The following is a 13619-nucleotide window of genomic DNA, read 5'->3' as shown; positions in this document are numbered from 1 at the left end:
TGTTTTCACACAAGCTCGACCCACTCCGGTCAGATAACTTTCTCCGAACCGGTCACTCAGCCAGATTCAGGTTCCGCGAACCGGAGTGCCACTAAGTTGCCGTTGGCGACCTCACCCTATCGACCCTAAGCAGCCAATGGTTCCCCGCGAGTTGTGCGTCCGCTTTCGAAGTTGAAGCGGCCCGTCCCATGCCAACGTCGAATGGTCGAAGGTAGTCGACCGAACCCTGAACGATTCTTCCCGGTGCGTTGAGCGTCAGCGTTTTTCGGTCCGCCCTCTTCGTTGTCCCTCGCTTTATGCCTCTGTGGAATGACTGTTATCGACAGCGCCTGCCTTCTTTGAAAAAGCACTGACCCTCATCATTTGCTCACCGTCAACCAACAGGAGCAACACGATGAGCCACTTCCAGACCTACACGATCGATAACGCACCAGAAGCCTCGAAAGCCAGCCTCGAAGACACGGAGCGCGCCTTTGGCTTCGTCCCCAATCTTCAGGCGCATATGGCAGAGTCGCCCGCACTGCTCGCCGGTTACTCGGCGCTGTGGGATCTGTTCTCGAAGAGCACGCTGACACCGCACGAACAGCAGGTCGTCTACCTCACATCGAACTTCGAAAACAACTGCCATTACTGCATGGCCGGTCACAGCACGCTGGCCAAGATGATCAAAATGGATGCCTGCGTGATCGCCGCGCTGCGCGCCGGCACGCCTCTGCCCGATGCAAAGCTCGAAGCGCTGCATCGATTCACGACGCTCGTGGTGCGCGAACGGGGCTTCGTGCCCGACGCCGATGTCAACGCATTTCTCGCTGCGGGCTACACCCGTGAGAACGTCCTCGAAGTGATTCTGGGCGTGGCAACCAAGGTGATGAGCAACTACACCAACCACATCGTTCACACCGAACTCGACAGCTTCATGGCCGGTAACGAGTGGACCAAACCCGTCGCTGTCGCTGCTGCCTAAGCCGTCTCCGGGAGCCCTTACGGCTCCCGTCCAACTCACACAAAATTGCCGAGAAACCGTCATGTCCACGTTCGACCGCTATAAAGACGCTTATCCCAATGCCGGCCTGACCCGTACACCAGACGGCGTGCTCGAAGTCCGCTTCCATACCGATGGCGCGAAACTCGTCTTCAATGGCCACACGCATGAACAGTTCACCGATATGTTTCATCAGATCGGCGAAGACCCGGACAACCGCGTGGTCATCCTGACAGGAAGCGGCGACGCGTTCATGGATGCGATTTCTCCGGAAGGTTTCGATTTCTTCACACCGCGTGGCTACGACAAGATCTTCCGCGAAGGCCGCAAGATCCTGATGAACATCCTGGACATCGAAGTGCCGATGATTGCCGCGCTAAACGGCCCGGTTTTGCTGCATTCGGAATACGTCCTGCTGTGCGACATCGTGGTGGCGACGCCGGAGACCGTGTTCCAGGACATGCCGCATGCCGCATTCGGTATTGCACCCAATGATGGCGTTCATCTGCTGTGGCCGGAAATGATCGGCAGCATTCGCGGCCGGTACTTCGTGCTCACGCAGCAAAAGCTCGACGCTGCAGAGGCAAAGTCGCTGGGCGTGGTCAACGAGATCGTGCCTGCGGATCAGTTGCTCGAACGTGCGCACACCATCGCCGCGACGATCGCAAGGCAGCCGCCGCTCACCACCAAATACACCCGCATCGGACTGACTCAACGTCTGCGTCGCGTGATCGACGAAGGCATCGGTTACGGCCTCGCGCTCGAAGGCATCACCGCGGCCGAAGTGGCGCGCATCGCGGCAGCGCAGAACGCCGCCTGAATTTATCGATTCCTCTTTTACTCTTCACGGAGAACACTCATGTCACTGCAAGACAAACTCGACGCATTCCGGGCCGATTTCAAGGCAGGCAAGCCGCCATTCAACGCTCCGGCGGAGATTCATCCGGTGATGGAACGCGCCACGGCAGAACTGATTGCCAGCGGGCAAGCTGGCCGCGCGATCAAGGCCGGCGATCGCGCGCCGCACTTCAACCTCAAGGATCAGGATGGCAACGACGTGTCGTCCGCTGCGTTGCTGGTGAAGGGTCCGCTGGTGGTGACGTTTTATCGCGGTGTCTGGTGCCCGTATTGCAACATCGAATTGCAGGCAATCAATGAAGTGCTGTCGCAGATTCAGGCCAATGGTGCGAACGTCGTGGCGATCTCGCCGCAGACAGCGGTCAATAGCCGCAAGTCCGTGCGTACCAACGAACTCGGATTTCCGGTACTGAGCGACGTGAACGGTCAGACGGGCGCTGACTTCGGCCTGCGCTTTGCGTTGCCCGACTACCTGGTCGAGTTGTACAAAAACCTGAAGAACGATCTGCCCGCATTCAATAACGACCCGAGCTGGAGCTTGCCGATGCCCGCGCGTTACGTCATCGGACAGGATGGCATCGTGCTGTATTCGGAGGTCAACCCGGATTACACGCGTCGTCCGGACCCGTCGGACATGTTCCCGGTTCTGGAAAAGGCCACGGCCAACACCTGAGCCTGACCGCTCAACGCCAGGCAACTGCCACGCCGCGCCGGAGAACCCGGTGCGGCTTTTCGATTCCTTCTGGCTCTCAAAAGGACATTTGATGACACAACGTACATTTCTCATCACCGGCGCGACCAAAGGCATTGGCCTCGCGTTGACAGAGCGGCTGATTGCCGACGGCCACCACGTGGTGGGCCTCGCGCGCGAAGCAAGCGATTTCCCGGGCGAACTGGTCCGCGTCGATCTGGCCGACCGTGCTGCAACTGCTGCTGTCCTTGATGACCTCGTGCGACGTCATGCGTTCGATGGCGTGGTGAACAACGTCGCGCTAGTCAGGCCGCAGCGTCTGGGAGAAGTCGCGCTAAACGATCTCGACGACGTTCTCGCGCTGAATCTCCACCCTGCCGTGCAGACCGTACAGGCGCTCCTTCCCGGCATGCAGGAACGCGGCTGGGGACGCATCGTGAACATTTCCAGCCTGACGATTCTCGGCATGACGCAACGCACGGCCTATGCAGCAGCGAAAGCAGCGCTGGTGAGCTTTGCACGTTCGTGGGCGCTGGAACTGGCGGGCACGGGCATTACGGTGAATGCCGTGGCGCCGGGTCCAACCGAAACCGTGCTGTTTCGCGCGAACAACCCGCCCGGCAGCGACGGCGAGAAGCGCTATCTGTCCGCAGTGCCGATGGGGCGCTTTGGCCAGCCTCATGAAATTGCCGCGACGATCGCGTTTCTGCTATCCGATGCGGCAGGTTTCATGACCGGTCAGACGCTTTACGTCGACGGCGGTGCATCAATCGGCAAGCTCGCTTTCTGAAGGTGCGCGGCCCTGGTTGTCGCCTGTGACGCCAAGTACCTCCTCCACGAAGGCGACGAACGCTCGCGCCTTCGCACTCACCAGACGTCCGGCCGGGAAGACCGCCCACAGATCGATCGAGGGCAACTCCCAGTCAGTGAGTACGGCCTGCACCGTGCCGTCGGCGAGTTCCGGCGAGAACATCCATTCCGACGCAATCGCCAGGCCCAGACCGCCGAGCAAGGCCGTACGCATGCCCTCGGCGGCGCTCACGCTGACGCGTCCGGACACCACCACCGCCACTTCCTTGCCGTGCTGGCTGAACGCCCACGACTCACCGCCGCCTCGCAACGAATACACGATCACCTGATGCTGGCTGAGATCGGCAGGCGTCTTCGGCACACCCGCTTCAGCGAGATACGCAGGCGTTCCAACAACCCGTCGACGGCTTTGCGCAATGCGGCGTGCGGTCATCGTCGAGTCGTCTAGCGAGCCCATGCGCAGCGCCACGTCCACGCCTTGTCCGAGCAGATCGATGGTGCGATCGTCCAGCACGATATCGATCTGCAAGTTAGGGTGCCGGTCCAGAAACGTCTTCAGCGCGGGCAGGATATGCAACCGCGCGAACGTCACGGCCGCGCTGACGCGCAGTACGCCGGACAGTCCGGTAGACGCGTCTCGCGCGACATGCTCGGCGAGATCCACTTCTTCGATTGCGCGCCTTGCATGCTCGTAGAAGCGCTGACCTGCATCAGTGGGCGTCAGGCCGCGAGTCGAGCGCAACAGGAGCCGCACGCCGAGCCGCTCCTCGAGTTGCGCGATCGACTTCGAAACAGCCGGTTGCCCGAGCTTGAGCCGCTTGGCGGCTGCCGAGAATGAGCCCGCCTCCACGACGCTGACGTACGTTTCCATTGCTGCCATCCGGTCCATGCTGCTGCTTCTCCTTGAGGACCTTGAAGTCCGTGTCGTGGCTACGAGTTGTTCAGCCGGGAGTCTAGCGCGTCAGAACACCGACAATGAATTTGATCACCTCGCGCCCGCTCTGCAATTCGCGCCGCAAGCCCGATTGACGAACACAATCCGCAAAGTCAACCGGCCCCGCCGCAGACGATTCTGCGGCGGGGCCGGTTGAGACGCGTGCAGTCCGGTTCAGATCACCGGCGCGCGCTATGGAAGGAATAATCGGTGTAACCGCGCGCATTGCCACCATAGAACGTCGACCGGTCGTAACGGTTCAGCGGCGCGCCAACGCGCAATCGCTCGGGCAAATCCGGGTTGGAGATAAACAGACGCCCGAACGCCACGAGATCGGCATCGCCTGCTTCGATCATTCGATGTGCGCTGTCCGCAGTAAAGCCGCCCGCTGCGATGACTGTGCCTTTGAACACTTGCCGCAAGTCTCTCGCCGAGACCGCGGACGCCGCTGCAGCGACGTCTTCGTTACCGCGCACACGCGGCTCGACGACATGCAGATACGCGAGACCATAGCCATCCAGACGACGCGCGACATAGCCGAACGTGGCATGCGGATCGCTATCGGACATCGTGCCGTACGAGCTTCCCGGCGAAAGACGGACGGCGATCTGGTCTGCATCCCACACCGAAGCGATTGCTTCGATCACTTCGAACAGAAAGCGCGCCCGATTCTCAAGCGAGCCGCCGTACGCGTCCGTACGATGATTCGAGCCGTCCTGCAGAAACTGGTCGGGCAGATAACCATTAGCGGCATGCAGTTCGACACCGTCGAAACCAGCCTGTTTCGCCAGCGTCGCAGCGTGACGAAATTCTTCGATCACGCCGGGAATCTCTTCCAGCGCGAGTGCGCGCGGGACGACCTGCTCGATCTCGATAACGCGCCCGTTTTCGTCGTGAATTGCCGAGTGTTCATAGGCGCGTACGGCAGAAGGCGCGACCGGCAATTCTCCGCCGATGTTGGCAGGATGCGCCTGTCGTCCCGCATGCCACAGTTGCAGAAAGATACGTCCGCCTTTCGCGTGGACAGCGTCGGTAACGCGTCTCCAGCCGCGCGCGTGTGCTTCGGTGTAGATGCCCGGCGCGCCCACATAGGCGAAGCCGAGAGGAGACACGGATGTCGCATCGGAAATCAGCAAGCCTCCCGACGAAGCGCGTTGCGCGTAGTACTCGACCATCAGATCGCCGGGGACGTTCTGCGCGTCTGTGCGCATCCGTGTGAGCGGCGCCATGACGACACGGTGGCTGACCGGATAAGGACCAACTTGAGTTTGAGTAAAGAGAGTGATCATTGCGCGTACCTGAAAAAGGAGAAGACCTTTGGATCTTCAGGGTAAGCGCGAATCTGCAGAAGACAGCACCGGGCAATAGCTGTCATTCCTGCACGGAATAGCGAGAAGCATCCCGCGTCACGCGTGCTGAGTCATTCCTTGCAGGAATAGCGCTTATCACTTCGGCCGGACTTCACCGGAGATCGAATGCCGCGCAAAGTTCGTCTCACGTCAAGCCGGTATCTCTATTAAAGGATCACACGCCATGTACCACGTTCATGCATTCGCCACGCCCAATTCCGTCAAGGTACCGATCGCACTCGAAGAACTCGGAATCGACTACACGCTGCATGCAGTCAACGTTCGCAAGGGCGAACAGAAAACCGATGCATTCCTCGCATTGAATGCCAACGGCAAAGTGCCCGTGCTCACCACGGACGACCGCGATTTCACGCTGACCGAGTCAGCGGCCATTCTCGTTTATCTCGCCGAGAAGCACGGCAAGCTGCTCTCACAAGATCCGGTGCGCCGGGCGCGAACGTTTGAACAGCTGTTTGTTCATGCGTCGGGGCTGAGCCCGGCCTTTGGGCAGGCGGGCTACTTCCTCAAATTTGCACCGCAGCCGCTGCCGCACGCCATCGAGCGCTTTTCGGGCGAAGCGAACCGTCAACTGAGACTGCTCGATGCGATTCTTGCCGTGCAGCCATTCGTCGCGGGTGATGAATACTCCATCGCGGATATCGCCCACTTTGGATGGATATGGCGACGCGCGTTCCCGGACCTGACGCTCGACGAGACGCCACATGTGCAACGCTGGTACGACGCGATGCTTGCACGGCCGGCAGTCACGAAGGCAATCGGGAAACTCGAACAGCTTGCGAGTACGAATGCGTGATGTCTGTCACGCATGTTGACCGGCAGGAAAGCGTACGCCGGTCAACTGCTCGCTCATCGTCCATAACCGGCGCGCTAGCTCCGGATCGACTGCCCAAGGGCGCACGCCGGCTTTTTCGTTTTCGGACACGGCCAGAGGCGCGATATCGCAGTCCTCGCAATAGACGCCGCCCATGCCGTCGAGCTGATGACTCGTGGCGCACCACACGAGCGTGGCGGCGCCCTGTTCGACGGTCTTGAAACCCGCCTGTTCAGTCGATAGCAGATTGCCGTCTGCGTCGGCGGCACCCACACGGCGATAGTCGTCTATATCCAGATGACGTGAGAGCGGTGTGAAGATTGAGCCGGGATGCAGACTGAATGCGCGAATACCCTCCGCTTCACCCAGACCGTCTGCGCCGACAGCAAACAGGGCGTTGGCAGTTTTCGACTGCCCATACGCAATCCATTTGTCGTAGGGCCGCCGATCGAAATTGGGATCGTCGAAATCAACGGGAGACAAACGATGACCAAGCGACGATACCGACACCACTCGCGCTCCATTTGCTCGAAGTAACGCCGGCCACAAACGGGCCGTCAGCTGGAAATGACCCAGATGGTTCGTCGAGAACTGAGATTCGTAACCCCGGCTGTCTCTCCGTAACGGCGCGGCCATGATTCCCGCAGCGTTCAGCAGGATATGCAAAGGCCTACCAGACGCAAGAAACTGCTGTGCGAATGCGTCGATAGATGCGGGGTCCATCAGGTCCAACGGCGCAAGTTCGATCTGTTCGATGCCGCGCAACGCCGCCTTCGCTTTCGCAACGTCGCGGGCAGGCACGACGACCGATACGCCTACGTTAGCTAAAGCACGCGCTGCCTCGAGACCGAGACCCGAATAGCCGCCAGTGATAACGGCTGTCATGCCCGACAGGTCGCATCCGTCCAGCACGCCTGTCGCTGTCGTCGCGGAGTCGAAATCCGTATGAAGCGGTATTTGTGTGCTCGTCATCTAATGATTCCTCGTCAATTGCGGGTTGTCTGCGGACAAGACTGTCTGCATCGCTTCGACGTATTGTCAGAGATCGATCCCGGACGTGGAATGCACTAGAATCTGTATTTCTATCGCGATCGTCCAATTATTTTCATGGATCCTTTATCTGACGTCCTTTCGCACTTGAGCGCGCGCACCGCCCATTTCGCCGGACTGAAGGCCGGTGGTGAGTAGGCAATCTCATTTCCGCCTCCGGCGGGCCTGAAGTTCAATGCGTTGGTGGAAGGTGCCTGCTTCCTTTCGGTCGACGGCCTCGCCGGTCCTCTGCATCTTCAGGCGGGCGACTGTTTCCTGTTGACGCAATCCCGCCGCTTTACGCTTGCCAGCAATCTGGAATTCGAACTGACCGACGCAGCCGATGTGTTCCGCACGGCGACGGACGGCGTAGCGCATTACGGCACAGCCGAGGACGTATTCCTGATCGGCGGCGCCTTCTCGTTCACGGATGAAGCGAAGCGGTTGCTCGATATCCTGCCGCCGGTAATCGTTATCAATGGCGCATCCGAGCCGGCTTCGGTGCTCCAATGGGCATTGCAACGTCTCGCGCATGAACTCGCGTGCCCAGTCTCCGGCTCGTCCCTGATGGCTCAAAACCTGGGGCACATGATGCTGATTCAGGTGCTTCGGCTTCATGCGGCAGGCGCTCAGGAAAACGCAGTGGGATGGTTGTTCGCATTGTCCGATTCGCGGCTCAATGCCGTCATCGAAGCGATCCACGCAGAACCGGCGCGTCGCTGGACGGTGGCTGAACTGGCCGCGCTTGCCAGTGTCTCGCGTTCGACTTTTGCCCTCCATTTTCGAAAGAAAGTCGGTCACACTCCTCTCGACTACGTGATGCGCTGGCGAATACATCTGGCTTGCCGCGAGTTGCGCATGCGTGACAGTACGATATCGTCAATCGCGCAGATGCTCGGCTACGACTCGGATAGTGCGTTCAGTAGCGCATTCAAACGGGTGATGGCGTGCTCGCCCAAAGCGTATCGAGCGCAACAGTGCATGTTGGCGGGAGCCACTCTTCCGGATTGAAGAGGCAATCCTCGCGTGAACAATCTCCATCACTATCGTCCGGGCCGGCGTCTTGGTTAATTCGCGCGGATGGGATTAACAGTTCGAGTTTGAGACTCAACGTCTGCGACGATGGCTTTTATCGCGTTTTAAGGCGCCACAGTGCTGGGTTGAAGTTGTCACAGACCGCTCCGGCGGCCAAAAGCGCCGTTCGATTGGCACTCGTAATATGACGCGAACGTCCCTTGCTGGACGCCCGCTGCCCGATGCTGATTGGCTCAGTCCGACCCATTCCGGTCGGCCAGCCGCAGAATTCGAACGGCGGTTATTCGAGGATGAGCTGCCGCACATGGCCACAGGCATTCCCCATTCAACCGCCTCGCGCAGGCAGGATTCCCGATGCTCGCCCCTCATCCGCAGACGCGATCCCGGTCATGGAAGCGTTGCATCCAGTAGGGGAAGGGAACTGACGGTTCAGATACTTTATCGAGCCGCGCGCACTGTTCGGAGGTTAGTGCGAGATTCTGTGCATCGAGGTTAGCTGCGAGTTGCTCGCACGAGCGGGCTCCGATAATGACAGAAGTGATCTGCTCGCGCGCAAGCAACCAACCCAATGAGACTTGAGCCGGCGTGGCCGCCAGTTCGTCGGCGACTTCACGCAATACTGCGAGGATCGGCTCCGCCCTCACTGTATCAACCGGCGGAAAGTCGAGCTTCGCACGCCGCCCGGCAGCTTCGCCATTCTGCGAGTACTTGCCGCTCAAGTAGCCACCTGCGAGCGGACTCCAGACCAGAAGGCCCATTCTGTTTGTGGCTGCAACCGGCATGATCTCGAGTTCGATATCGCGGCTCGTCAGCGAATAGTGCACCTGATTGCTCACGACATGAGCCCGATCGGTACGGGACGTTATCCCGACGGCCCGCTCGAGATCGCCTGCACTGAAATTGCACACGCCAATATGGCGGATTTTGCCCTGCGTGACGAGGTCGTCCAGCACACGAAGCGTCTCGTCGAGCGGAAGAAGCGCGTCACGGTCATGCAACTGGAACAGGTCGATGTGATCGCGACCGAGTCTCTTCAGGCTTGTCTCGACCGAGCGCATGATGTGTGAGCGGCCCAATCCCACTTCGTTCTGGCCGGTGCCGGTACGTAGCCGAACCTTGGTCGCGACGAGCATTCGATCTTCGTCCAGCCCCTGCGCTTTCAGCACATGGCCCACGACCTCTTCTGAGCGACCTTGCGAATAGGCGTCCGCCGTGTCGATCAGGTTGACTCCACGTTCCACGGCCATCGCGACGAGCCGGGCGGCCTGATCGCTATTCAAGCCGGCAATATTGCCCCAGATGCCCGAGCCAGCACCGAACGTCATTGCGCCCAGGCTCAGCCGTGAGACGCGTAGCCCGGTTCTGCCAAGTGTGCTGTATTCCATCATGTATTCCTTGTTTGAACGAAAATCTGATGCATCGGTAGAGTAAAACCTGGAGTCCACGCGTCGCGCCCTCGGCTCTGGTCAGATTCGACGCAACACAAGCTCGCGCAGAACGGTCTCCAGTTCGACGTGGCCGCGCAAGATTTCGTCAGAGCTGCTTTCGAAATCGATCCAGTCTTCGTTGAAGCCGTCCAGCATGCGCATGCGAGGTAGAGGATGCTTCATGCCCTGCTTGCGGAACAGCGCTTCCCACGTCTGCCTTTCGACAACTTCCGCACGCACCTGACGACGCAGCACGCCGGCGAAAGCGACTGCGAGATCGTTAGGACTCACCCGGCGTGGGCCCTCAAGCTCGACGATGCGCACACCGCGCCACGTCTGCTGAAGCAGTTCAGCAGCAACGCGGCCTACGTCCGCGGTGGCGACCATCGGCACCGGCTTGTCGAGCGGCTGCAGGTAACTGGCAACGACGCCATCGTCGCTTGCAGACGCAACATCCCATGCGGCGTTCTCCATGAACCAGGCAGGCCGCAGGAAGGTCACAGGCATCGGCATCTCGCGCAGCGCCTGCTCCATCAGCGTGCGTTGAGTGAGCAGGTTGACCTCGTCGGCCTGTGCGCCGATCGTCGAGAGGCAAACGACCTTGTCCGGCCGCGCGTTCAGGAGTGCGGCGGACACTGCCTCAATCACTGTGCGCGCTTCAGGAAACCCGGGCTCCGGATCGAACTCCGAAGGCGGCAGGATGAAAGCGCCTGTCGCGCCTTCGAACGCGGCGGCGAGCGACGAAGGGTCTTCCATGAAAGCCGTCGCGATCTCGCAACCTCGCTCTGCCCACGCCTCTGCCCGCGTCGCATCGCGTACGACTGCGCGCACCGGCTGACCAGTAGCCAGCAGTTCGCGGGCCAGTGCGCCGCCCACCTTGCCGGTGATTCCTGTGATTGCATACATTGCTCGTTCTCCATGTGTGGATATATCGGGTGACGCAGCGTGGATGTGCCGACGGTCAATCGCTCAGGCGCGACCCAAACCGTCGTAAAACGCCTGCTCGAACTGTCCGTATAGGTTCACGACGCGCGCATCGTAGAAGGGCAGCATCTGCGTAAAGAGCGATCCGGCGACCCGATTCACCGGATCGACCCAAAAGTAGGTGTTCAACAACCCGGCCCAGCTCACGCTGCCAGCGCTTCGTCCGTGGGGTCCTTGCTCTGTATTGATGTCGAACGACAGCCCCCACTTGTGCGCGGTCCCCGGAAACTGATCGAAGCTGTTCGACCACGACGGCTGCGCGGTCCTCATTTCCGCGACCTGCAGATCGCCAATGTGATTGCGGAACATCGTCGCGACGGTGTCGGCGCGCAGCACGCGTTCGCCGCCATACGTGCCGCCGTTCAACAGCATCTGCAGAAACGCCATGTAATCGCGCGGTGTGCTGAAGAGTCCGCCTCCGCCCATGAAAAATTCGGGGCGCTGGTTGATCTCGAACGGCTCGGGCGCAAGTGAGCCGTCCGCCTGACGCCTGTGCATGGTAGCGACGCGCTGCTTCTGCTTGCTACCGATGAGAAAGCCCGTGTTGCGCATGCCCAGTGGATCGAAGATGTGCTCGCGGAAGTAGACTTCCAGCGACTGATCGGTCACGGCCTCGACCAGTTTGCCGACCCAGTCCATGCTAATGCCGTACTCCCAGCGCTCGCCCGGCTCGAACTCGAGCGGCGCCGCGAATGCACCGTTCATCGAATAGCCGATGTCCGGCATGCCCGTTACCGTCTCGTACCGACTGAGCTTGTCGCTCCAGATGCTGTAGGTAAAGCCGGAGGTATGCGTGAGCAGATGACGCACCGTAATCGCATTGCGCGCAGGACGCAGCTTCGACTGCCCCGAGACGTCGAATCCATCGAGGATTTGAGGCGACTTCAACTGCGGCAGGATCTCGCCCGCAGGTTGATCCAGCCGCAGTCTGCCCTGTTCGATGAGCTGCATGCACGCGGTTGCGGTAATCGCTTTTGTCATCGACAGGAGCCAGAAGACTGTGTCAGGACTAATAGCCTCGCCGGTGCGAGCATTCGCCCGGCCACACGCTCCCTCGTAAACCAGTCCGCGGTCCGTTGCGCCCATGGCGACAACACCAACCACCGTGCCGTCGTCCACCGCCCGTTGCAGGCATTGATCGATCGAACTGTGGGCCGGGTGATCGGCCAGCGCGGCGTCGCCACTCGCACGCTGCGGTACTGCCCGCGCGTCGCGGCTTGCAACGCCACCAAGTGTCGCAAGAGCCAGCAGGCTCGACGCTCCCTTCAGGAGGCGACGACGATCCGTTTGAACTGCCATTTTCCGTTCCTTTCCGAATGAATGAATCGCGGCATCACAGTGCTTCGGTGGGGGGCGAGCAACGCGCGCCGCGATCAGTTCCAGTTGATGCGTCCAGCGGTCGCCAGAGCAACGATGAAAATGGGCTGTGCATGGCGATTTCCTTTCGATTGGCGAGACCGAATGTCTCGGTGAGACGTATTCTGGACAAGCACCAAACGAAACAAAATGATATGGATGTCATCAGATAAGTGACAACGCGTCACCGATTTGGCATGATCCATGGACAGGTCCAGCACTGCTGCGCGGCGCAGCGTTCGCATTCAGGTGGTCGGTCGCGCTTTCAACACGTATTAACCCGAGCAACCATGAGATCCAGTAGCGAGAAGCTTTCCGGCAGCATTAGCGTGTTCGCCGCCGTAGTGGATGCGGGAACGTTTGTGGCCGCTTCGGAGGTGATAGGAATGACGCCGCCCGGCGTCAGTCGGGCAATTGCGCGGCTGGAAAAAAGGTTGAACATCCGGCTCTTCAGCCGAACAACGCGCTCCGTCTCCCTGACTGAAGAGGGCCGCCGCTTTTACGAGCAGGTCATGCCCCATCTCGCCGGACTTGAGGAAGCAGCGGCCGCTGCGGCAGGCGGCGCGTCCGCTGTGCGTGGAAAGCTGAGAATCAATCTGGATCCTGTCGTCTACCGGACCATCCTCGGGCAACAACTCGATGCGTTCATGGACGCACACCCCGAACTCGAAATCGAGTTCATCGCGCGAGACAGTCTTGGCGACCTCGTCATGGACGGCTTCGACCTCGCCGTGCGATTCGGCGAACCCAAAGCGTCTACCCTGATCGCGAGAAAGCTGCTCGACACCCGCATCGTGACTGTCGCTGCGCCCTCGTACGTTGCTCGCTGGGGACGGCCGGCAAAACCCGAGGACCTGCAAGGTCGAAGCCACAGATGCCTTGAATTTCGCAACCCGGAGACAGGCAAGCCGTTCCAGTGGGAATTTCATCGCAAGCGAAGGCGCATTGTGGTCGACACTCAGGGACGACTCACGGTCAATGATCCGGGTGCCCTGCTCAACGCATGTCTCGCCGGTTCAGGAATTGCGCAGATGTTGCGGCTCGGTGCCGAGCCTCTGATTGCTGACGGCCGATTGATCAATCTCTTTCCCGAATGGGTAGACGAACGGTATCCGTTATACGTCTACTACGCGTCCCGGCACCACGTGCCGGCAAAGACCCGCGCTTTTCTTGACTTCGTGGTGGAACTGACAGGCAATCACGAGCGCGCCGGGACGCGCTAATGCTGTCGCGGCGGACTGGCGAGGCCATATCAAATGGCCGGTTACGTATGGGTTGCGGTCTGCCATGATCAGGTTACGAACGTCCAGTGCTGGCCGGTTGCCGAAGATC

13 protein-coding genes are annotated in these 13619 nt (G+C 60.2%); 7 read left to right on the top strand and 6 right to left on the bottom strand.

Features of this window, described 5'->3' with window-relative positions:
• The first annotated feature begins 394 nt into the window (after window positions 1-394).
• From PQQ53_RS34555 to PQQ53_RS34540, 4 genes are all read left to right on the top strand, one after another.
• Window positions 395-964 carry a carboxymuconolactone decarboxylase family protein gene (locus PQQ53_RS34555; protein WP_408157477.1) on the top strand — a complete coding sequence of 190 codons (570 nt, stop codon included), beginning with the start codon at window positions 395-397 and terminating at the stop codon, window positions 962-964.
• Between the two features lie 61 nt (window positions 965-1025).
• Window positions 1026-1802 carry an enoyl-CoA hydratase/isomerase family protein gene (locus PQQ53_RS34550; protein ID WP_408157475.1) on the top strand — a complete coding sequence of 259 codons (777 nt, stop codon included), beginning with the start codon at window positions 1026-1028 and terminating at the stop codon, window positions 1800-1802.
• Window positions 1803-1841: 39 nt separating this feature from the next.
• The gene (locus tag PQQ53_RS34545) at window positions 1842-2513 is read left to right on the top strand and encodes a peroxiredoxin-like family protein (protein WP_408329151.1); all 672 of its coding nucleotides are present in this window, start codon (window positions 1842-1844) and stop codon (window positions 2511-2513) included.
• Between the two features lie 91 nt (window positions 2514-2604).
• Entirely contained in the window at window positions 2605-3321 is a 717-nt protein-coding gene (locus tag PQQ53_RS34540) for an SDR family oxidoreductase (RefSeq protein ID WP_408157471.1), read from the top strand.
• Here PQQ53_RS34540 and PQQ53_RS34535 read toward each other — a convergent pair.
• Window positions 3298-4230: a LysR family transcriptional regulator gene (locus PQQ53_RS34535; RefSeq protein WP_408157469.1), complete on the bottom strand. Its 933-nt coding sequence runs from the start codon at window positions 4228-4230 to the stop codon at window positions 3298-3300. The genes PQQ53_RS34540 and PQQ53_RS34535 overlap by 24 nt on opposite strands.
• Before the next feature lie 224 nt (window positions 4231-4454).
• A complete protein-coding gene (locus PQQ53_RS34530; protein ID WP_408329148.1) occupies window positions 4455-5564 on the bottom strand; it encodes an alkene reductase in 1110 nt (369 codons plus the stop codon).
• A gap of 244 nt (window positions 5565-5808) precedes the next feature.
• Here PQQ53_RS34530 and PQQ53_RS34525 point away from each other — a divergent pair, with 244 nt between their 5' ends.
• Window positions 5809-6438 carry a glutathione S-transferase family protein gene (locus PQQ53_RS34525; RefSeq protein WP_408329145.1) on the top strand — a complete coding sequence of 210 codons (630 nt, stop codon included), beginning with the start codon at window positions 5809-5811 and terminating at the stop codon, window positions 6436-6438.
• A 6-nt stretch (window positions 6439-6444) separates the two neighbouring features.
• Here the strand turns inward: PQQ53_RS34525 and PQQ53_RS34520 are convergent, their stop codons facing one another.
• Window positions 6445-7428, bottom strand: coding sequence for an oxidoreductase (locus PQQ53_RS34520; protein ID WP_408158145.1), 984 nt, complete (start codon window positions 7426-7428; stop codon window positions 6445-6447).
• A gap of 219 nt (window positions 7429-7647) precedes the next feature.
• Between PQQ53_RS34520 and PQQ53_RS34515 the strand changes: the two genes are divergently transcribed.
• Window positions 7648-8496, top strand: a complete 849-nt coding sequence (locus PQQ53_RS34515) for an AraC family transcriptional regulator (RefSeq protein WP_408329153.1) — start codon at window positions 7648-7650, stop codon at window positions 8494-8496.
• 389 nt (window positions 8497-8885) lie between these two features.
• Here the strand turns inward: PQQ53_RS34515 and PQQ53_RS34510 are convergent, their stop codons facing one another.
• The 3 genes from PQQ53_RS34510 to PQQ53_RS34500 all read right to left on the bottom strand — a co-directional run bounded on the left by PQQ53_RS34510 (window position 8886) and on the right by PQQ53_RS34500 (window position 12230).
• On the bottom strand, window positions 8886-9905 hold the full coding sequence (locus tag PQQ53_RS34510) for an aldo/keto reductase (protein WP_408158149.1): 1020 nt from the start codon (window positions 9903-9905) through the stop codon (window positions 8886-8888).
• Between the two features lie 81 nt (window positions 9906-9986).
• Entirely contained in the window at window positions 9987-10853 is an 867-nt protein-coding gene (locus tag PQQ53_RS34505; RefSeq protein WP_408329142.1) for an NmrA family NAD(P)-binding protein, read from the bottom strand.
• 63 nt (window positions 10854-10916) lie between these two features.
• Complete coding sequence (locus PQQ53_RS34500) at window positions 10917-12230, bottom strand: serine hydrolase domain-containing protein (RefSeq protein WP_091801197.1); 1314 nt, start codon at window positions 12228-12230, stop codon at window positions 10917-10919.
• Between the two features lie 347 nt (window positions 12231-12577).
• Between PQQ53_RS34500 and PQQ53_RS34495 the strand changes: the two genes are divergently transcribed.
• Window positions 12578-13510, top strand: a complete 933-nt coding sequence (locus tag PQQ53_RS34495; protein ID WP_091801194.1) for a LysR family transcriptional regulator — start codon at window positions 12578-12580, stop codon at window positions 13508-13510.
• The last annotated feature ends 109 nt before the right edge of the window (window positions 13511-13619 follow it).

The sequence above is a fragment of the Paraburkholderia strydomiana genome, assembly GCF_046030495.1.
In the GTDB taxonomy this organism is placed as follows: Bacteria; Pseudomonadota; Gammaproteobacteria; order Burkholderiales; family Burkholderiaceae; genus Paraburkholderia; species Paraburkholderia strydomiana_A.
The sequence above is the reverse complement of the archived record's forward strand: the minus strand, read 5'-3'. Positions and strand labels throughout refer to the sequence as shown.

Coding starts and splice junctions, on each gene's coding strand:
- PQQ53_RS34495 (WP_091801194.1), top strand. CDS start 12,578: ATGAGATCCAGTAGCGAGAAGCTTTCCGGCAGCATTAGCGTGTTCGCC.
- PQQ53_RS34525 (WP_408329145.1), top strand. CDS start 5,809: ATGTACCACGTTCATGCATTCGCCACGCCCAATTCCGTCAAGGTACCG.
- PQQ53_RS34530 (WP_408329148.1), bottom strand. CDS start 5,564: ATGATCACTCTCTTTACTCAAACTCAAGTTGGTCCTTATCCGGTCAGC.
- PQQ53_RS34535 (WP_408157469.1), bottom strand. CDS start 4,230: ATGGACCGGATGGCAGCAATGGAAACGTACGTCAGCGTCGTGGAGGCG.
- PQQ53_RS34555 (WP_408157477.1), top strand. CDS start 395: ATGAGCCACTTCCAGACCTACACGATCGATAACGCACCAGAAGCCTCG.
- PQQ53_RS34540 (WP_408157471.1), top strand. CDS start 2,605: ATGACACAACGTACATTTCTCATCACCGGCGCGACCAAAGGCATTGGC.
- PQQ53_RS34550 (WP_408157475.1), top strand. CDS start 1,026: ATGTCCACGTTCGACCGCTATAAAGACGCTTATCCCAATGCCGGCCTG.
- PQQ53_RS34505 (WP_408329142.1), bottom strand. CDS start 10,853: ATGTATGCAATCACAGGAATCACCGGCAAGGTGGGCGGCGCACTGGCC.
- PQQ53_RS34520 (WP_408158145.1), bottom strand. CDS start 7,428: ATGACGAGCACACAAATACCGCTTCATACGGATTTCGACTCCGCGACG.
- PQQ53_RS34500 (WP_091801197.1), bottom strand. CDS start 12,230: ATGGCAGTTCAAACGGATCGTCGTCGCCTCCTGAAGGGAGCGTCGAGC.
- PQQ53_RS34545 (WP_408329151.1), top strand. CDS start 1,842: ATGTCACTGCAAGACAAACTCGACGCATTCCGGGCCGATTTCAAGGCA.
- PQQ53_RS34510 (WP_408158149.1), bottom strand. CDS start 9,905: ATGGAATACAGCACACTTGGCAGAACCGGGCTACGCGTCTCACGGCTG.